This window comes from Streptomyces sp. WAC04114, assembly GCF_019733245.1.
Taxonomy (GTDB): domain Bacteria; phylum Actinomycetota; class Actinomycetes; order Streptomycetales; family Streptomycetaceae; genus Streptomyces; species Streptomyces massasporeus_A.
In genome coordinates, this window is sequence record NZ_JAIGQA010000165.1 from 1 (window position 1) to 18,013 (window position 18,013).

General features: G+C 70.7%; 18 protein-coding genes. 9 read left to right on the top strand and 9 right to left on the bottom strand.

From position 1 onward, the window contains the following. From K4G64_RS31030 to K4G64_RS31040, 3 genes are all read left to right on the top strand, one after another. Window positions 1-1,216, top strand: a 1,216-nt coding sequence (locus tag K4G64_RS31030; RefSeq protein WP_221759265.1) for a S1C family serine protease, incomplete at its 5' end; no start/stop codon positions are given. Window positions 1,217-1,433: 217 nt separating this feature from the next. Next, entirely contained in the window at window positions 1,434-1,874 is a 441-nt protein-coding gene (locus tag K4G64_RS31035; protein WP_221759266.1) for a sec-independent translocase, read from the top strand. A 228-nt stretch (window positions 1,875-2,102) separates the two neighbouring features. Continuing rightward, window positions 2,103-2,774 carry a hypothetical protein gene (locus tag K4G64_RS31040; protein ID WP_221759267.1) on the top strand — a complete coding sequence of 224 codons (672 nt, stop codon included), beginning with the start codon at window positions 2,103-2,105 and terminating at the stop codon, window positions 2,772-2,774. A gap of 156 nt (window positions 2,775-2,930) precedes the next feature. Here K4G64_RS31040 and K4G64_RS31045 read toward each other — a convergent pair whose 3' ends face one another. The 3 genes from K4G64_RS31045 to K4G64_RS31055 are packed head-to-tail and all read right to left on the bottom strand — an operon-like array spanning window position 2,931 to window position 5,979. Beyond that, window positions 2,931-4,064, bottom strand: a complete 1,134-nt coding sequence (locus K4G64_RS31045; RefSeq protein ID WP_221759268.1) for an Mrp/NBP35 family ATP-binding protein — start codon at window positions 4,062-4,064, stop codon at window positions 2,931-2,933. A gap of 42 nt (window positions 4,065-4,106) precedes the next feature. Continuing rightward, entirely contained in the window at window positions 4,107-4,706 is a 600-nt protein-coding gene (locus K4G64_RS31050) for a DUF1003 domain-containing protein (RefSeq protein WP_221759269.1), read from the bottom strand. Then, window positions 4,696-5,979 (bottom strand): magnesium transporter MgtE N-terminal domain-containing protein, encoded by a 1,284-nt coding sequence (locus tag K4G64_RS31055; protein WP_221759270.1) that lies wholly within the window; start codon window positions 5,977-5,979, stop codon window positions 4,696-4,698. Before K4G64_RS31055 ends, K4G64_RS31050 begins: the two co-directional genes overlap by 11 nt. A 225-nt stretch (window positions 5,980-6,204) precedes the next feature. On the opposite strand from K4G64_RS31055, the gene K4G64_RS31060 reads away from it, so the two are divergent. Continuing rightward, window positions 6,205-6,960, top strand: coding sequence for a hypothetical protein (locus K4G64_RS31060; protein WP_221759271.1), 756 nt, complete (start codon window positions 6,205-6,207; stop codon window positions 6,958-6,960). Window positions 6,961-6,964: 4 nt separating this feature from the next. Here K4G64_RS31060 and K4G64_RS31065 read toward each other — a convergent pair whose 3' ends face one another. Beyond that, the gene (locus K4G64_RS31065; protein WP_221759272.1) at window positions 6,965-7,477 is read right to left on the bottom strand and encodes a hypothetical protein; all 513 of its coding nucleotides are present in this window, start codon (window positions 7,475-7,477) and stop codon (window positions 6,965-6,967) included. A 23-nt stretch (window positions 7,478-7,500) separates the two neighbouring features. Continuing rightward, window positions 7,501-8,619 carry a magnesium and cobalt transport protein CorA gene (locus K4G64_RS31070; RefSeq protein ID WP_221759273.1) on the bottom strand — a complete coding sequence of 373 codons (1,119 nt, stop codon included), beginning with the start codon at window positions 8,617-8,619 and terminating at the stop codon, window positions 7,501-7,503. 455 nt (window positions 8,620-9,074) lie between these two features. On the opposite strand from K4G64_RS31070, the gene K4G64_RS31075 reads away from it, so the two are divergent. Beyond that, a complete protein-coding gene (locus K4G64_RS31075; protein WP_221759274.1) occupies window positions 9,075-9,659 on the top strand; it encodes a suppressor of fused domain protein in 585 nt (194 codons plus the stop codon). Window positions 9,660-9,689: 30 nt separating this feature from the next. On the opposite strand, the gene K4G64_RS31080 is transcribed toward K4G64_RS31075, so the two are convergent. Next, window positions 9,690-10,913 (bottom strand): MFS transporter, encoded by a 1,224-nt coding sequence (locus tag K4G64_RS31080; protein ID WP_221759275.1) that lies wholly within the window; start codon window positions 10,911-10,913, stop codon window positions 9,690-9,692. A gap of 161 nt (window positions 10,914-11,074) precedes the next feature. Here K4G64_RS31080 and K4G64_RS31085 point away from each other — a divergent pair, with 161 nt between their 5' ends. The 3 genes from K4G64_RS31085 (at window position 11,075) to K4G64_RS31095 (ending at window position 13,573) form a co-directional block, all read left to right on the top strand. After that, complete coding sequence (locus K4G64_RS31085) at window positions 11,075-11,716, top strand: DUF6758 family protein (protein WP_221759276.1); 642 nt, start codon at window positions 11,075-11,077, stop codon at window positions 11,714-11,716. Window positions 11,717-11,967: 251 nt separating this feature from the next. Next, the gene (locus tag K4G64_RS31090; RefSeq protein WP_221759277.1) at window positions 11,968-12,828 is read left to right on the top strand and encodes a PHP domain-containing protein; all 861 of its coding nucleotides are present in this window, start codon (window positions 11,968-11,970) and stop codon (window positions 12,826-12,828) included. Window positions 12,829-12,967: 139 nt separating this feature from the next. Further along, window positions 12,968-13,573: a MarC family protein gene (locus K4G64_RS31095; protein WP_221759278.1), complete on the top strand. Its 606-nt coding sequence runs from the start codon at window positions 12,968-12,970 to the stop codon at window positions 13,571-13,573. Window positions 13,574-13,582: 9 nt separating this feature from the next. On the opposite strand, the gene K4G64_RS31100 is transcribed toward K4G64_RS31095, so the two are convergent. Continuing rightward, the gene (locus K4G64_RS31100; protein ID WP_221759279.1) at window positions 13,583-15,691 is read right to left on the bottom strand and encodes a serine protease; all 2,109 of its coding nucleotides are present in this window, start codon (window positions 15,689-15,691) and stop codon (window positions 13,583-13,585) included. A gap of 130 nt (window positions 15,692-15,821) precedes the next feature. After that, a complete protein-coding gene (locus K4G64_RS31105) occupies window positions 15,822-15,974 on the bottom strand; it encodes a hypothetical protein (protein WP_003992775.1) in 153 nt (50 codons plus the stop codon). Between the two features lie 227 nt (window positions 15,975-16,201). Here K4G64_RS31105 and K4G64_RS31110 point away from each other — a divergent pair, with 227 nt between their 5' ends. After that, window positions 16,202-17,095, top strand: coding sequence for an NYN domain-containing protein (locus K4G64_RS31110; protein WP_221759280.1), 894 nt, complete (start codon window positions 16,202-16,204; stop codon window positions 17,093-17,095). A 65-nt stretch (window positions 17,096-17,160) separates the two neighbouring features. Here the strand turns inward: K4G64_RS31110 and K4G64_RS31115 are convergent. Beyond that, the coding region (locus K4G64_RS31115) for an alpha/beta fold hydrolase (RefSeq protein WP_260461216.1) at window positions 17,161-18,013 on the bottom strand (853 nt) is incomplete at its 5' end.

Below are 18,013 nucleotides of genomic sequence, written 5' to 3' on the forward strand. Positions count from 1 at the left end.
CCCCGACCCCTGGCAGCGCTACGACCCCTGGGCGGCTCCCGCTGCCGCCGGAGGACACGGCCCCCTCCAGCAGAACGGCGCCGCCGTGCTCAGCACGGAGCAGCGGCGCAAGCGCGGCAAGAAGTCCCTGGTGCTCGGAGCCGTGCTGCTCGCGCTCGTGTCGGGGGGCTTCGGCGGCGTCGTAGGGACGTATCTGGAGCGGAACGGGGGTGTGGGGACGGTCGAGCTGCCGCAGGCCGGGAAAGAGGCCGCCGCGCGGGACGCGGGCAGCGTGGCCGGGATCGCCGGGCGGGCCCTGCCCAGCGTGGTCACCCTGCATGTCAGCGGCTCCGGCGAGCAGGGCACGGGCACCGGCTTCGTGCTCGACACCCGCGGGCACATCCTCACCAACAACCACGTCGTGCAGCCCGGCGGCTCGGGCGGCGAGATCACCGTGACCTTCAACGGCGGGCAGACCGCCGAGGCCCAGGTCGTCGGCCGGGACAGCGGCTACGACCTCGCCGTCGTGAAGGTGAAGGGCGTCGGCGGACTCACCCCGCTGCCCCTCGGCAACTCGGACAACGTGCAGGTCGGCGACCCGGTCGTGGCCATCGGCGCCCCCTTCGACCTGGCCGGTACGGTCACCTCCGGCATCATCAGCGCCAAGCAGCGGCCCATCACCGCCGGCGGCGAGAAGGGCGACGGCAGCGACGTGTCGTACGTCGACGCGCTGCAGACCGACGCGCCCATCAACCCCGGCAACTCCGGCGGGCCCCTGCTCGACGCCAGGGCCCGGGTCATCGGCATCAACTCGGCGATCCGCTCGGCGGGCAGCGGCTCCGCGCAGGACAGCAGCCGGTCCGGTTCGATAGGCCTCGGTTTCGCCATACCCATCAACCAGGGCAAGCGCGTCGCGGAAGAGCTGATCAACACCGGGAAGGCGACCCATCCGGTCATCGGCATCACGCTGGACATGGACTACTCGGGTGACGGTGCGCGCGTCGCGACCGAGGGCAGCGAGGGCGGAGCGCCGGTCACCGCGGGCGGCCCGGGCGCCAAGGCCGGGATCAAGTCGGGCGACGTCATCACGGAGGTCGACGGCCTGCGCGTGCACTCCGGTGAGGAACTGATCGTCAAGACCCGTGCGCACCGCCCCGGCGACCGGCTGGAGCTGACCGTCGAGCGCGGCGGCAAGGAGCGGAAGGTCTCGCTCGTCCTCGGATCCTCCGGTGGCTGAGACATGAGGCCCGGGGCTCGCCAACACGCCTCAATAGGCCCCACAAGGGGCCGACAAGGCAAACAAACGGGAAAGCGCTCCCACCTCCCGCACGCGGAGGTCCCGGGACAGTACCGGTCGGACGGGATCGACGGGTACCGTGGATCCGGCCCGGACCACGGCAAGACCCGCACCGACCACGAGGGCCGAGGACCGAGGACATCGCAAGGAGCTTCAGGTGTTCAATGACATAGGACCACTCGAGCTGGTGACGCTCATCGTCCTCGCCGTGCTCGTCTTCGGTCCGGACAAGCTCCCCAAGGTCATCCAGGACGTGACGCGCACCATCCGGAAGATCCGTGAGTTCTCGGAGAGCGCCAAGAACGACATCCGGGAGGAACTCGGCCCGGAGTTCAAGGACTTCGAGTTCGAGGACCTCAACCCCAAGACCTTCATCCGCAAGCAGCTGGACAACGAGGACCTGGGGCTCAAGGAGATCCGCAACGGCTTCGACCTGAAGAAGGAGATGGCCGAGGTCACCGACGCCGTCCACAGCCGTGACTCCGACACGTCCTCCGCGTCGTCCGCCGGTTCGTCAGGCGGCCGCATCGACATGACGAAGAAGCCGGAGACACCCGGCCCGGACGACCGGCCACCCTTCGACGCGGACGCCACCTGAGCGACGCGCCCAGGGGCGTACGCACCTGGGCACGTGACGCGTTTCATACTCCGGTCGGGCTGTCTACGGCCTGAACCGGGCGCCCGTGCGGCCCACCGCGCCGGGCGGTTTCCCTGCTGCTCGCAGCGGTGTGGCTATGCTGCCGAGTTGTTGTGCGGACCGTGACGAGTACGCCCGAAGGGGGGCGGGCCGTTCCGGTCCGACTAGAGCGAGGAGGCGTCCGGGCACATGGAGACGACGAGTCGGGCAGTCGCGCAGACGCCGGCCGCGGAGGGTGGACAACAGGTCCCCTCCGCCCGGCGTACGGTCGACGGCTACCTGCGTGCGCCCTTCCCGTGGTACGGCCTCGACGAGGCCTTCACGGGACCGCGCTGGCTGATGCAGGTCGGTACGACGGCCGACGGGGCCGTGGAACACGGGTCGATCGGGCACGGGGACGAACCCACGGTGCGCAACGAGCACGCGGCCGGTGGCGATCAGGATTCCAAGGAGAAGTTCGCGGTCGTCGTGACCGTGGCGGCGAACCCCTCACGGCGCACGGCGGACGGAACGGGGCTCCTGGAGGCCACGTCGGTGTCCTCCGCGGCGTGGCTCGCGGGCGTGGGGCTGCTGTCCTTCACCTGGCCCGGGCAGATGGACCACACGCTGCGGGACGACTGGCTGGAGCAGCAGACCGAGACGGCGTGGGTGCTGGCGGACGACCTGGAGGGGGACGACTGGTCGACGCTGTCGCTTCCCGTGGACGGGGTGCCGACGGCGTTCCACTACCGGGAGTCCGAGTTCGGCTGGGTGCTGGCCGGGTCGACCTCGTCGGGGGTTCATGTCGGGGCGTACGGCCGGGGCATGAGTGCGTATGGGCTCGGCTTCTCCGTGGTGAAGGACATCGCCGCGTACGCGTGAGTTCCCTGGGGCGCCGGGATTTTCGGCGCCCCATCGCCGTAGGGCCCCTGCCGGCGGGTGCTACGGGCACGCGGTGGCTGGTCGCGCCCACGCGGCGGAGCCGCACATCGACACAGCCCCGCGCCCCTGAGGGAACTGCCCCAAGGGCGTCTGGATCTAGAACTTGTTCCTCGGAGTGATCCCGAGCGACAGGCCCGACAGGCCCCGCTGCCGTCCGCCCAGCTTGCCCGCGATCGCGCGCAGGGCCGCGCCCGCCGGGGAGTCCGGGTCGGTCAGGACGACCGGCTTGCCGTCGTCGCCGCCCTCGCGCAGGCGGACGTCGATGGGGATGCTGCCGAGGACCGGGACGTTCGCGCCGGTCGTGCGGGTGAGGCCGTCGGCGACCGTCTGACCGCCGCCCGTGCCGAAGACGTCGACCATCTCGTCGCAGTGCGGGCAGGGCAGGCCGGACATGTTCTCGACCACGCCGACGATCTTCTGGTGGGTCTGGACGGCGATGGAGCCCGCGCGCTCGGCGACCTCGGCCGCAGCCTGCTGCGGGGTCGTCACGACCAGGATCTCGGCGTTCGGGACCAGCTGCGCCACGGAGATCGCGATGTCGCCGGTGCCGGGCGGCAGGTCCAGCAAAAGCACGTCCAGGTCGCCCCAGTAGACGTCCGCGAGGAACTGCTGCAGGGCACGGTGGAGCATCGGGCCGCGCCAGACGACCGGGGCGTTGCCCGGGGTGAACATGCCGATCGAGATGACCTTCACGCCGTTCGCCGACGGCGGCATGATCATGTTCTCGACCTGGGTGGGGCGGCCGTCGGCGCCCAGCATGCGCGGCACGGAGTGGCCGTAGATGTCGGCGTCGACGACACCGACCTTGAGGCCGTCGGCCGCCATGGCCGCCGCCAGGTTGACCGTCACCGAGGACTTGCCGACGCCGCCCTTGCCGGAGGCGACCGCGTAGACGCGGGTGAGGCTGCCCGGCTTGGCGAAGGGGACCTCCCGCTCGGTCTGGCCGCCGCGCAGGGCGGACGCCAGCTCCTTGCGCTGCTCGTCGCTCATCACGTCGAGCGTGACGTCGACGCGGGTGACGCCCTCGACGGCGGAGACCGCGTCGGTCACACGCTGCGTGATGGTGTCCCGCATCGGGCAGCCCGAGACCGTGAGGTACACGGTGACCGCGACCGCCCCGTCCGCGCCGATCTCCACCGACTTGACCATCCCGAGCTCGGTGATGGGCTTGTGGATCTCGGGGTCGTTCACCGTCGCCAGTGCCTCGCGCACCGCGTCTTCCGTAGCCATAGGACGATGGTACGGCGCTGTACCGGTGCGTAGGAAAGCGTCTCAGCGGTCGTCTGCGTCACGTCCCCGTGACCGTTCCGCCGGGAATACGACGGGGTCGTGCCGGTGGCCGTTCTGCCGTTCCTCCATCTCCTTGATCGTGTCCTGCAGCTCCGAGCGGATCCAGTCGCGGGTGGCGACCTCGCCCAGGCCGATGCGCAGGGCCGCGATCTCGCGGGTCAGGTACTCGGTGTCCGCGATCGACCGCTCGTTCTGCTTGCGGTCCTGCTCCAGGTTGACCCGGTCGCGGTCGTCCTGCCGGTTCTGCGCGAGCAGGATCAGCGGGGCGGCGTAGGAGGCCTGGAGGGACAGCATCAGGGTCAGGAAGATGAACGGGTACTCGTCGAAGCGCAGGCCGCTCGGCGCGAAGACGTTCCACGCCACCCACAGGATGATGGCGACCGTCATCCAGACGATGAACCGCCCGGTGCCCAGGAAGCGCGCGATGCGCTCCGACAGCCGCCCGAAGGCCTCCGGGTCGTACTCGGGCAGGAACCGGCGCCGGGGCGGCAGCGGCTGGTCGAGGCGGGTGGTGCGGGGCCGGGAGGCGGCCGTGGCGCCCGTCGGCGTGCGGTCACGCAGGCTCTCGCGCTCAGGAGCCATCGGTGGCCACCTCCTCGTCCAGGTGGAACTCCGTCTCCCGCCAGTCCTCCGGCAGCATGTGGTCGAGCACGTCGTCCACGGTCACCGCGCCCAGCAGCGAGCCGGCCTCGTCGACGACGGGCGCCGCGACCATGTCGTACGTGGCGAAGAAGCCGGCGATGGCGGGCAGGTCCGCCTCCGGGTCGAGCGGCTGGAGGTCGTTGTCCAGAATGGAGCTGACCAGGGAGGGCGGTGGTTCGCGCAGCAGGCGCTGGAAGTGGACCGTGCCCAGGTACTTGCCGGTCGGGGTCTCGTCCGGGGGCCGGCAGACGTAGACCTGGGCGGCCAGGGCGGGGGAGAGGTCGGCGTTGCGGACGCGGGCGAGGGCGTCGGCGACGGTGGCGTCCGGTCGCAGCACGATCGGCTCGGTGGTCATCAGACCGCCCGCCGTGCGGTCCTCGTACGACATCAGGCGCCGCATGTCGGCCGCGTCGCCGGGCTGCATCAGGCTCAGCAGCCGCTCCTGCTCGTCCGTGGGCAGCTCGCCCAGCAGGTCAGCCGCGTCGTCCGGGTCCATGGCCTCCAGGACGTCGGCGGCGCGCTCCTCCTTCAGCTTGCCGAGGATCTCGATCTGGTCGTCCTCCGGCAGCTCCTCCAGTACGTCGGCGAGCCGGTCGTCGTCGAGGGCGGCGGCGACCTCGGCCCGGCGCTTGGGGGAGAGGTGGTGCAGGACGTTGGCCAGGTCGGCGGGGCGCAGCTGCTCGAAGGTGGCGAGCAGGTTCTCGGCGCCCTGCCCCTGCTCCTCCAGGGAGAACCCGGTGACGGCGGTCCACTCGACGGTCAGCGCCTCGCCCTTGGCCCGCCGGAAGGCACCGCCCTTCCTGCCCTTGCGGACGAAGACCCGGTCGATCTCCCACTCCCGGCGGGCCGGCAGCTGATGCACCGACAGGTCGAGGACGGTGACCTCCTCGCCGGTCTCGGTGAGCGTCACACGCCGGTCCAGCAGCTCCCCGAAGACCAGCCGCTCGGTGGGCCGCTGCTCGAAGCGCCGGACGTTGAGCACGCCGGTGGTGATGATCTGGCCGGACTGGATGGCGGTGACCCGGGTCATCGGCAGGAAGATGCGGCGGCGGGTGGCGAGTTCGACGACGAGGCCGAGCAGCCTCGGGGGCCGCTGTCCCACCCGCAGCATGACGACCAGATCGCGCACCCGCCCCACCTGGTCGCCGGCTGGGTCGAAGACGGCGACACCTTGGAGGTGCGATACGAAGATCCGGGGGGCGCCCGCTGCCATGGCCGCGGCTCCTTTTCGTGCGGGGTGGTTCGTGGTGGCTGTGTGCGTGGCTTTCTTTGTGCCTGTGTCTTCCGAATTGCCCGCTCGGGTGGGCTTCAGGCTAGCCCGTCCCGATCGGTGACGCGTCGGCGGGCGGTCCGGACGGACTGGCTCCGATCTGCCCGTACGACCCCGGTACCCTGCGGTACGCCGTTCAGGTCTCCCGTCAGAGAGGCAGCCCCACCTGTGACTCCGATTCGCCAGAACCGTGGCCGCGGTGCCGCACTCGCGAGCGCGATGTGCGCGCTGCTCGTGACGGGAACGGTGCTCACCGGCTGCGCGGAGGATCCGAACGAGGGCACCAACGGGGTCGGCAGACTGCCCGCTGCCAAGATCCAGGGCAAGACCCGGTCGGCCGCCGAGTCCGCCGGGGCGGTCCGGATGCACGGCAACGTCGTCAGCGGCGGGCGGACCTACGCGCTCGACGTGCGGCTGAAGGACGACGGCGGCGACGGCTCGGTCACCTCCGAGGGCGCGACCTTCAAGCTGCTGCGCATCGGCGAGCAGCTCTACGTCAAGGCGGACGCCGAGTTCTGGAGTCACGGCGACGGCAAGGGCGACAGCGGCAAGGGGGACGCGGCGGCGGCCTCCAAGCTCGGCGGCAAGTACGTGAAGGTGCCGCAGGGCGACCCCTCGTACAAGAAGTTCAGCGGTTTCACGGACAAGGGGCTCCTCCTCGACAGTCTGCTGACTCTGCACGGGACGCTCGCGACGGACGGCCACGACGAGGAGGCGGGCGTCCGCACCATCCGCGTCACCGGCGACAAGGGCTCCGGCGGCACCCTGGAGGTCTCCCTCGAGGGCAAGCCGTACCCGCTGCGCCTGGAGCGGGCCGGCGGGGCGGGCACCCTCACGTTCTCCGGCTGGGGCGAGGACTTCTCCCTCAGGGAGCCGGAGAAGAACGAGACGGTGGACTACGGCAAGCAGCTGCCGGCGTCGTAGGCCGTCAGGCCCGTTTGCGCTTCTTCAGCAGCAGTCGGGGCAGACCCGCCGGGACCGGCCGGCGGGTGAGCGCCGGGGACGGCAGGGGCGGCTCGGACAGGGAGCCGTCGGGCAGCGGGGCCGTCGCCCCGGTCGGTTCCAGGCGCAGCACCCGGCACTCGCGGGCCCAGCGCCCGGGCATGGCCTCGCCGTCGGGCGCGTTCAGCCGTTTGCCCTTGAGCTCGGCGACCGCCGCGTCCCACGCCTCGGAGCCCGGTGCGAGCTCGGCGACCCGCGCCGTCCAGGTGACCAGCCGGCCGCCCTTGTCCTTGCTGCGGACCGTCACCGTCGCCTCGGCGCCGTCGGCAAGACCCGGCAGCGGCTGCTCGCCCGGCCCGTCGCCGACCAGGCATGCGGCACCCTCGTGCCACACGTGCCACAGCGCACGCGCCGGGCCGTCGGGGCCCTGGACCCAGACGAGGCCGGACTTCTTCGTGGCCTCCTCGACGAGGGCCTGGTCGAGCAGCTCGCTTGTCATGGGGCTCAGCCTAACCAGGCCGCTCACAGCCAGCCGTTCCGCTTCAGGGTGCGGTGGATGCCGAGACAGACCACGACCGTGAAGCCGAGGATCACCGGGTAGCCGTAGCGCCAGTGCAGCTCGGGCATGTGGTCGAAGTTCATGCCGTACACACCGCACACCATGGTCGGCACGGCGATGATCGCGGCCCAGGAGGTGATCTTCCGCATGTCCTCGTTCTGGGCGACGGACGCCTGCGCCAGGTTGGCCTGGAGGATGGAGTTGAGCAGCTCGTCGAAGCCGAGGACCTGCTCCTGGACGCGGGCCAGGTGGTCGGCGACGTCCCGGAAGTACTTCTGGATGTCGGGGTCGATCAGCCGCATCGGCCGCTCGCTCAGCAGCTGCATGGGCCGCAGCAGGGGCGACACGGCCCGCTTGAACTCCAGCACCTCGCGCTTGAGTTGGTAGATCCGGCCGGCGTCCGAACCGCGCGGCGAGCCCTTGCGGCCCGGGGAGAACACCTCGGTCTCCACCTCGTCGATGTCGTCCTGCACCGCGTCGGCGACGGCGATGTACCCGTCGACGACGTGGTCCGCGATGGCGTGCAGCACGGCCGAGGGGCCCTTGGTGAGCAGCTCGGGGTCGTCCTGGAGGCGGTGCCGCAGAGCCCGCAGGGAGCCCTGCCCGCCGTGCCGGACGGTGATGAAGAAATCCCGTCCGGTGAAGCACATGACCTCGCCGGACTCGACGACCTCGCTGTTGGCGTCGAGCTGGTCGTGCTCGACGTAGTGGATGGTCTTGAAGACCGTGAAGAGGGAGTCGTCGTAGCGCTCCAGCTTGGGCCGCTGGTGGGCCTGGACGGCGTCCTCCACGGCCAGCGGGTGCAGTCCGAACTCACTGGCGATGCCGGAGAATTCGGCCTCCGTCGGCTCGTGCAGGCCGATCCACACGAAGCCCCCGTCGCGGCGCACGAGGCGCACCGCCTCGTGCGGGGTCAGGGCGGTCTCGGTCTCGATGCGGCGGCCGTCGCGGTAGACGGCGCAGTCGACGACGGCCGAGGCGGCCGCGGGGCTGCGGGTGGCGTCGTACGTCCCGCCGTCCTTGCGCAGCGACACACGGGACGGACGGACGACTGCTGCGCGCAGGTCGCGGATCATCGACATGGCGGGCTCCTTCGCGGGCGTGCAACGAACGGCGCCGGCGACGGGTGGAACCACCCGGAATGAGGACGTAGTGACTACGGATGTTTGGCACGTCCACAAAGCGGGGAGCACCGCACCGTCGCGGTGGCCGGTTTCGTTACTGATTCAGCTACTGAGGCAGATCAGGCAAAGCGAAACGAAGCGCTCTTCCGCGGTGAAGCGAGTGCGAGAGGTGGCAGCCAGAGACAGAAGCAGCTACATCGGCGGCGCGAAGAGCGTGGTGCTACTGCACGGTCGACTTCGATCCATTGCAGCCCCACCTCCTCCGGCCGGTCCCTCGTAAGGGAGTTCCTTCGGCGTCGGGGCTTGATCGCGACGCTTCTGCGTGTTGCCCCGAACCACCGGGCAAGAGTAGCAGCCGACACAACTGTCAAGGTGCTGCTTTGCCCGCTACTGGCGAGTTCTATGCTCGCCACATGGCAGATGTTCTTCCTCTGGTCGAAGCCCGGTTGCGTACCGCGCTGGGCGAACCGGACGCCCGCGCGGCGGTCACCTTCCTCGGCACGGACCGCATCGAGGTGCTCCGCTTCCAGGAGAGCGGCATCGCCCGCTACGCCTCGCTCGGCATGTCCGCGCACCCCATGACGGACCCCACGTCGGTGGTCGCCGACCCGGTCAAGGGCCCGCGCGCCGAGCTGGTGCTGTCGGTCCGTACCGGGATCGCCGATACCGACAAGGTGCTCCGGCCGCTCGCCGTGCTCGCCGCGTCTCCGCAGGTGGAGGGGCTGGTCGTGGCTCCCGGCGCCTCCCTCGACGTAGGTGAGCCGCTGTGGCCCGGCGCCCCGTTCACCTCGGTCCTGGTCGCCGAGCCGGGCGGTCTGGTGGAGGACCTGGAGCTCGACGAGCCCCTCGACCCCGTGCGCTTCCTGCCGCTGCTGCCGATGATCCCGAACGAGGCCGCCTGGAAGCGGGTGCACGGCGCGCAGGCGCTTCAGGAGCGGTGGCTGAACCACGGAACGGACCTCCGGGATCCGTCCCGGAGGTCCGTCCCGCTGGAGTGAGGAAGCTCACCAACACCGGCCCACGCGGCTTCAGTTGGCGAACACGGTGACGCCGTCCTCGGCCGCGTGCTTCGGTTCCGGCTCTTCTGCCTGGTGAGTGAGGGCCTTGCGCCGTACGGCGACCACGGCCGCGCCCGCGACCGCGGTGAGCGCCGCCACCACGAACGGGATGTGGATGTCGGTCCACTCCTCGATCTTCGGCGCGAAGTACGGAGCCGCCGCCGCCGCGAACCAGCGCACGAAGTTGTAGCCCGCGCTCGCCACCGGCCGGGGCGCGTCCGAGACGCCGAGGGCCAGTTCGGTGTAGACGGTGTTGTTCACGCCGATGAAGGCACCGGACAGGATCGTGCAGACGACGGCGGTCGTGTGGGAGCCGTAGCCGAGCACCAGCACGTCGGCCGCGAGCAGCACCAGCGAACCGCCGAGCACCTTCAGCGATCCGAACCGCTTCTGGAGCCGGGGCGCCACGATCACCGAGAAGACCGCGAGCAGCACACCCCAGGCGAAGAACACCGCACCCGACTTGTACGGGGTCATGTTCAGCACGAACGGCGTGAAGGCAAGCACGGTGAAGAACGTGTAGTTGTAGAAGAACGCCGAGACCGCCGCGGAGGCGAGGCCGCCGTGGCCGAGGGCCTTGAGCGGGTCGAGCAGCGAGGTCTTGCGGGCCGGCTTCGGCTGCTCCTTCAGGAACACGGTGATGCACAGGAAGCCGACGGCCATCAGGAACGCCGTGCCGAAGAACGGGTAGCGCCAGCTGGCGTCGCCGAGCAGGGCGCCCAGCAGCGGACCGCAGGCCATGCCGAGGCCGAGGGCCGACTCGTAGAGCAGGATCGCCGCGGCGCTGCCGCCGGCCGCCGCGCCGACGATGACCGCGAGGGCCGTCGAGACGAACAGCGCGTTGCCGAGGCCCCATCCGGCCCGGAAGCCCACCAGTTCGCCGACGGATCCGGAGGTGCCCGCGAGTCCGGCGAACACCACGACGAACGCGAGGCCGAGCAGCAGCGTCTTCTTCCCGCCGATTCGGCTGGAGACGAAGCCGGTGACCAGCATCGCGACGGCGGTGATGAGAAAGTACGAGGTGAAGAGCAGGGAGACCTGGCTCGCAGTGGCGTTCAGCCCCTGGGCGATGGACGGCAGGATCGGGTCGACGAGCCCGATGCCCATGAAGGCGACGACCGATGCCCCGGCGGTGGCCCACACGGACTTGGGCTGCTTCAGGAGGCCGCCCGCTCCGGCGTCGAAGGGGTCCATTGCTTGCTCCCTTTCCCGGGACGTGGATAGTTGGTATATACACACACTAAGTTAGCTGAGCTAATTAATGCAAGTTACATCTAGTGTTGGTGGTGAAGGGTTCCGTCCGGATGGGTGATCGTCCTTGACGCGGCGGGGCGGGGGTAGGACCGTGGGGCCCTATGAGGGGCGAACCCAGTTGCCCGAAGTGCGGTGGCCGGGTCAGGGCTCCCGGCCTCTTCTCCGACTCGTGGCAGTGCGATGTGCACGGCACCGTTCATCCGGTGCAGCCCGTGATACCGCCCAGCGTCGACGCCCTCAACGTCGTGGTGCACCGCACCCGGGTGCCGCTGTGGATGCCGTGGCCGTTGCCGGTGGGATGGCTCTTCACCGGGGTGGCCTGCGCGGGGGACGACCGCACGGGTGGCCGTGCGACCGCCGTCGCCTGCACGGGACCCGGGCCGCTCGGCGGCATGGGTGAACTGATCCTGGTGGCCGAGGAGCTCGGGGTCGGCCTCGGGGCGCGCTACGCAGGCCTGGACGGTCCCGACCCGGGGCCGCACATGAACGTCGAGAAGCCGCCCCAGGCGAAGGTGCTGGCCGCCGGGCGTCCCACGCCGCTGTGGCATGTGGCCGGGGCGCCGGACGACCGGGCGGTGTTCGCGGGGGAGGCGCTGGGGATGTGGCTGTGGGCCGTGGTCTGGCCCGAGCAGTCCGGGCTGCTGATGTACGACGAACTGGTGCTGGCGGATCTCCGGGAGGCGGGGGCGGAGGTGGAGCTGGTGCCGTGCGGAGCGTTGTCGCCGCGCTTGCTTCAGCCGTAATGCCTACCGGGGTGGTGCTTCAGCCGTCATGCCTACCGCGGTGGTGCTTCAGCCGTAATGCCTACCGGGGGTGGCCGTTCGGGTGCGTCGGCGGCCGCGGATTCGCCGTGGCTGGTCGCGCAGTTTCCCCGCGCCCTTCGGGACCGCAGGTGTAGGGGGCGCTGGACGCGTTCAGGTATGACATCGGGCGTCAAAAATGCGGTTATCCTTGAGCAGCCCTGTTCGTGCCGTTTGTGTCTGGAGCTCGTGTCGTGCGTATCGATCTGCACACCCACTCCACCGCTTCCGACGGTACGGACTCGCCCGCCGAGCTGGTGCGCAAGGCCGCCGTGACCGGCCTGGACGTCGTGGCGCTCACCGATCACGACACCACCCGCGGGCATGCCGAGGCCATCGCCGCGCTGCCCGACGGCGTCACGCTGGTCACCGGGGCCGAGCTCTCCTGCCGGATCGACGGCATCAGCATGCACATGCTGGCCTACCTCTTCGACGCCGAGGAGCCGGCGCTGCTCGCCGAGCGGGAGCTGGTCCGGGACGACCGGGTGCCACGCGCCCAGGGGATGATCGCCAAGCTCCAGGAGCTGGGCGTGCCGGTGACGTGGGAGCAGGTGGCGCGGATCGCCGGTGAGGGGTCCGTCGGACGTCCGCACGTGGCGAGCGCGCTCGTCGAGCTGGGCGTCGTGCCCACCGTGAACGACGCCTTCACGCGGGACTGGCTCGCCGACGGAGGCCGGGTCTTCGTGGAGAAGCACGAGACCGACCCCTTCGAGGCGATCCGGCTGATCAAGGCCGCCGGCGGGGTCGCGGTGTTCGCGCACCCCGGGGCGAGCAAGCGGGGGCTCACGGTGCCGGAGGACGCCATCGCCGAGATGGCGGCGGCCGGACTGGACGGCCTCGAGGTCGACCACATGGACCACGACGCGGACACCAGGGCGCGGCTGAGGGGGCTGGCCAAGGAGCTCGGGCTCCTCGTGACCGGGTCGTCGGACTACCACGGCAGTCGCAAGACGTGCGTGCTCGGGGAGTACACGACCGATCCCGAGGTCTACGGGGAGATCACCCGGCGGGCCTTCGGGGCGTTTCCCGTGCCGGGGGCCGGCGGAGCCGTCTGACATCGCTCCCGTAGGTCCGTCGTAGGTCCGCTCCAGGACCGTTTCCCTCATCTCTCACCCGGCGCTGCCCGCTGCGCCCAGGCGTTCCGCCCTGCGCGACGCCTGCCCGCGGCGGCGGCCCCCTGCGCAAGGCTCACTCATGTTCGACCTCGCCGTCTTCGGCTCCCTGTTCCTGACCCTCTTCGTCATCATGGATCCCCCCGGGATCACGCCGATCTTCCTCGCGCTCACCGCCGGCCGGCCCGGCAAGGTGCAGAAGCGGATGGCCTTCCAGGCCGTCTGTGTCGCCGGTGGTGTGATCACCGTGTTCGGGCTCCTCGGGCACCAGATCCTCAACTATCTGCACGTGTCCGTGCCCGCGCTGATGATCGCGGGCGGTCTGCTGCTTCTGCTGATCGCGCTGGATCTGCTCACCGGGAAGACCGACGAGCCGAAGCAGACCAAGGACGTGAACGTCGCCCTCGTACCGCTGGGCATGCCTCTGCTGGCCGGACCCGGGGCGATCGTGTCGGTCATCCTCGCCGTGCAGAAGGCCCACAGCGTCGCCACGCAGCTGTCTGTGTGGGCGGCGATCCTCGCCATCCACGTCGTGCTGTGGATGGTGATGCGCTACTCGCTGGTGATCATCCGGATCATCAAGGACGGCGGTGTGGTCCTGGTGACCCGCCTCGCCGGCATGATGCTCTCCGCGATCGCCGTGCAGCAGATCATCAACGGTGTCACACAGGTGATCCAGGGGAGCTGACGATCTCCGTCAGGGCCTCAGGACGCCCCGGATCTCCTGGGCGGCATTGCGGTGGCCGAGGTACTCCTCGATCTTGTGCGCGCGGTCGCGGCCGTTGGGGACCGCCAGCTGGGTGAGCTTTCCCCAGCGCTCGTCCTCCAGGGGGCAGCCGATGGCCACGGCGTCGGTGGGGCACCAGACGTTCACCCAGTCACGCACCCGGGGCGGCTGGTGCGGGCCTCGGGTGAGGAGACGTTCGTTGACGCCGTCCAGGCCGAGCGGGCTGCCGGCGGTGACCAGCAGGATGGGGTCGAGGCCGTCCGGGAGCCGGTTCAGGAGGTCCATGCCCACGACCGTGCCCAGGCTGTGCGTGACCAGCACCAGCTCGCCGCTGGTCGGCATCGTCTCCATGACGCAGTCCAGCACCGCCTCTCGCACGGCGCTGTCACCGAGATACAGGTCGACGTCCCGCAGGAACGTGGCGATGGTCCACTCGTCCAGGTCGGACCGGGCGGCCAGCCAGCTCAGCGGCCGGTGCAGCGCCCCCCCGACCAGGCCCGAACCGAACCCCTCGGTGGTCGCCGGCCCGTTCTGGGGCATGCCTGCCCGGGCGGCCGCCTCGTAGAGCAGCCGCTCGTAGGAACCCGTCGGTGACTCGGCGGCGAACACCTCGGCCGCCGTGGCGGCGCTCACCCGGTCGAGGCCGATGGGCTCCGCCGTGCTCTCCCTGCCACTCACGAGGTTGTGCAGTCTCGTGCCGTAGAACGGGAACCACACGTCCTCGGGGTCGAGCGTGGGCATGGACGCGAGGGTGAGTCCGCGGTTCAGGCCGGCCGTCCAGGACAGGCGGAGTTCGTCGGGGTACTTCTCCTGCTGGTCCCGGCCGTGCAGGAAGACCAGGTGCTGACGGCCGCCGAAGGCGGTGCTGCGGGCCCGGAGCCCGACCCTGGGCCGCTGGGTCCCGGTCTCGCTCTCGGTGATGGGGACCGTCACCGGCACTCCGGGGACCGGCGGGGTGGTGACGCCCGGGACCGCGCCCGGTGCCGCGTTCGTTCGCTCGGGCTGGGCCGCGGGGGCGGCCTGTGCGGCGCTCATGGCCTGGTCCAGGCCGGTGTCCGGGCCCATCTCGGCCAGCAGGGCACGCCGAGCCGGGTCGAGGTCCAGCCCGGCCAGGTGCTTCAGGATCGAGCTGATCCGGACGCCCTCGTTGGCGACCCACTCGATGGCGTCGTCGCCGTCGCCCTGCTGCCAGGCCCGGCCGTCCTTGCGCAGGACGCGGCCCTGGTCGTCCTTCTTCGGCACGCCGCTGTGGTGCAGCGCCACGACCTCCCACTGGTCGTTGAAGACGGGGGAGCCGGAGTTCCCCGGTTCGGTGTCGGTCGTGTAGTGGACGAAGTCGTCCAGGCGGACCAGCACCGCGTTGTCCCGCAGCGCGATCTCCTTCAGCCGCCCCGAGGGGTGGCCGATGATGTTCACCTTCTCACCGAGCACCAGCTTGCCCATCTGCACGCTCAGCCGGTTCCAGCCGAAGGTCTCACCCGGGGCGGGGCCGTCCTGGGCGGGCTTCACCGCCACCAGGGCGAAGTCGAGCCGCCGGTCCGCGGCGAAGAACGTCCCGGGGTCGAGCTCCATCCGGACGACGGTGTCGGGCAGGTTGTCGGCCGTGACCTGTGCGTTGAACTCGGCGAAGCAGGTGCGGGCGAAGGCCTCGTCTGGCAGGACGTGGTGGTTGGTCATCAGCAGCCGCGGCGAGACCAGGAAGCCGGTGCCGTGCGGCAGCTCCCGGCCGTCGCGCCGCAGGGTGATCCGGGCGACCGTGGCCCCGGCCCTGACCCCCCGCGGCAGGAAGCTCCAGGCCTGGAGCTCGTTGGACAGGTCGATGATCCGCTCGTTGGCGTTTGGCAGGTCCATGGCCTCGCGGTGGATGTCCGCCACCACCGCCGAGGGCGACAGGCCGCCCCGGTCGAGGATCCGGTCCGCGCGCACCGCCAGCGCGTCCGGGGAGTCCGGGAACCGTACGCCGGCAGCCATCCGGCCCTCGACCCGCTCGCGTTCCGCGGCCGAGTCCTGATAGCGCCGCGCGGCCTCGTCGGCGGCCTGTTGGTGCAGTTCCTTGTGCGACCGGTCCGTCACCGGCATGCTCCACCGTCCTGTTCTGGTTCGCTGCCCCCTCAGCCAGTACGCCCCCGACCAGGGACGTCCGCAACAGCGGAGCCCCCGCACGGCCGATGCCGGGCGGGGGCTGCGAAGTGTGGGAGAGCTGCGCGCGTTATGAGGCGGTGGTCTCGGCCGGGCGGATCCAGAGGCGCTGCCCTATGGCGGCCGCCTGCTGAACGATTCGGTTGACGGAGGCGGCGTCCACAACGGTCGAGTCCACAGGTGTGCCGTCGACGTCGTCGAGTCGCATGATTTCGAAGCGCAAGGGCTTCTCCCTTCGTCTGGTCATCCTCCTGAGGAGAACTACTTGGGTGTGCGGCCCACCAGGTCCGTGCCTGGTGTTCCGTATGGGTCAACAGGGACGGCGGGGTCAAACATTCCCTACGCTAAGGAAATTTTTCGAACGGCTAATTACTGACTCGTAAGAGTGTCGTTACGGGACCGACCGGGACCAGTTGTGTTCGCAGCGTGACCGCCGGGACAATGGGCCTGATGAACGACGACCTCGCGGCCCTCCACACCCGCATCGACCGCACCAACGAGCTGCTCCAGCGCATGCTCGCCGAGGTGGCGAAGACGCCCTCGACCCACGCGATCTTCGTCGATGCCGGGTATCTGTACGCGGCCGCGGGACGCCTCGTCGCCGGCACCGAGGACCGCCGCGCCTTCGACCTGGACGCCGAGGGCCTGATCGACGCGTTCATCGACAGGGCCCGCACGATCTTCGCGGACAGCCGGCTGCTGCGCGTCTACTGGTACGACGGTGCCCGGCGCCGCATCCACACGGCCGAGCAGCAGACCATCGCGGAACTGCCGGACGTCAAGGTGCGCCTCGGCAACCTCAACGCCAACAACCAGCAGAAGGGCGTCGACTCACTCATCCGCTCCGACCTGGAGTCCCTCGCCCGGCACCGCGCCATCAGCGACGCGGCCCTGCTCGGCGGCGACGAGGACCTGGTCTCGGCGGTGGAGGCGGCCCAGGGGTACGGCGCCCGGGTCCACCTCTGGGGCATCGAGGCGCCGGAGGGCCGCAACCAGGCCGAGCCCCTGCTGTGGGAGGTCGACAGTCAGCGCACCTTCGACCTCGACTTCTTCAAGCCGTACGTCTCGCGCCGCACCTCCCCCGGCTACGAGACGACCGCGAACCGGCCCACGCGCGAGGACGTGCGGTTCGTGGGCGCGCAGATCGCCGCGAAATGGCTGGCGGCACGCGGCAGGGACACGCTGGTGGAGCTGCTGCCCGGGCATCCCTACCTGCCCGGATCCGTGGACCAGGACCTGCTCGTGGAGGCGGAGGGCCTCCTGCAGTACTCGCTGCGCGGCCAGGCGGATCTCAGACGGGCGCTGCGCGACGGCTTCTGGGAGCATCTGCGGACGCAGTACTAGACGCAGTACTAGGCGGGGAGCGGTCCGGAGCCGTCGGGACCGGTCTGACATCGTCGGCCAGGTGACTACATCCGGCCCAGGCCGTCCCAGAAGTCGGCGAGGGCGTGGGCCGTCGGGAGCGGCTGGTCGGCGTTGGGGGAGTGCTCGGCTCCGGTGATGACCGTGCGGTGTGCGCCCAGCCGCAGGGCCATGTCGTCCAGGATCGCCACCGGCCAGGTGTCGTCGTGCGCGCCCGACAGGACGTGGAACGGCAGTGGGATCGCGGCGAGTTCGGCCACGCGGTCCGGCTCGGTGCACAACTGACGTCCGGTCGCCAGGAGCTGGGCGGGGCTGTGGCCCAGCCAGCGGCGGCGCAGCTGGTCCTGGTCGCCGAGGCCGCGGGCGGGCCCGCCGACCTCCTCCGGCGGTCCCATGGCCTGGATGGCCTCCCACACCTCCGCCATCGACAGCACGGCGAGCGCGTCCCGCAGCAGCTTCACCCGCTGCTGCTGGGAGACGGAGATCTCCGCCGGGCCGGACGAGACCAGGGTGAACGAGACGAACGGGGAGTGGTCGAGCAGCACGGCCGCGCGGGCGATCTGCCCGCCGAGTGAATGCCCCACGAGGTGCACGGGCCCGCCCAGCGCCTGGGCCTGCGCGAGCACGTCCCGCGCGAGCTCCCGCTGGGCGTAGGCGGACTCGTCGTCCAGGGGGCCGCCCGACTCGTGCTGGCCGCGCCCGTCCACGGCGACGACCCGGTACCCGCGCTGTGCGAGCGGCTCGTGGAGCAGTCTGAAGTCCTCCTTGCTGCCGGTGAATCCGGGCAGCATCAGGACGACACCCCGCGCCTGCGCACCCGCCTCCGGCGCCGCCGCCGAGTCGACGACGGCGAACTCGCCGCGTGTGGTGCGCAGGGGGTAGGCACGGGCGCCCGGGGGC